Origin of the sequence: Psychromonas arctica, from assembly GCF_038155225.1 — a bacterium.
Taxonomy (GTDB): Bacteria; Pseudomonadota; Gammaproteobacteria; order Enterobacterales; family Psychromonadaceae; genus Psychromonas; species Psychromonas arctica_B.
The window spans coordinates 1-680 of the sequence record NZ_JBAKBA010000100.1 but is presented as its reverse complement, the minus strand read 5'-3'; the positions used below and the strand labels follow the sequence as shown (position 1 = coordinate 680).

The window sequence follows — 680 nt, the reverse complement described above, 5'->3', positions numbered from 1 at the left end:
AACGTTCGCATCAAAACTAGCACTATCCGAATCGTCAGCATCGGTGAACTGGAATCGACCACCATCTGTAAGTTGTCCTGAAGTGACGTTAACATCTTCAGTTACGAACCCTCTTTCGAATGCAGTACCGACGGGTTCAATTGTTGTCGGATCATCTGAGCCATTAATAGTAATAGTAATATCGTGCGTCGTACCATTTAATGTAACGGTATAAACTTCGGTTAATGTTTCATCTTCACCTAAATACTGTACAGCGCTGTTATCAACTTCATAAGACCAATTGCCATCAGCGTCAATAGTAATCTCACCTAGAGCAGTATCTCCATCTTCTGCTGGTGAAAACTCAATTGTAGGCTCAAAGTTCTCGCTGTCTTCAATATCAACATCAGAGAATGTTAACGTACCACTATCTGTAAGTTTACTATCTGTTGTTACATCGATATCTTCTGTCACTTCACCTAGATCAGAGTCTGAACTTCCAACTAATATTTCAGTTGGGTCTTCAACTGGACTTACAGTTACAGTGACCGTTTCAGTGTTGTTATCTTCATTCGTGTAAGTGAAGGTATCAGTGCCGTTGAAATCGGCATTCGGTGTGTACGTGACGGTGCCATCATCGTTGATCGCGACCGTACCGTTAGTACCGTCTGTCACTGACGCCACCGGTGATGTAACGCCAT

Annotated in this window: 1 protein-coding gene; it reads right to left on the bottom strand. The window is 42.6% G+C overall.

Features of this window, described 5'->3' with window-relative positions:
- Nucleotides 1-680: VCBS domain-containing protein (locus tag V6255_RS17960; RefSeq protein WP_341629374.1), on the bottom strand; the 680-nt coding region annotated here is incomplete at both ends.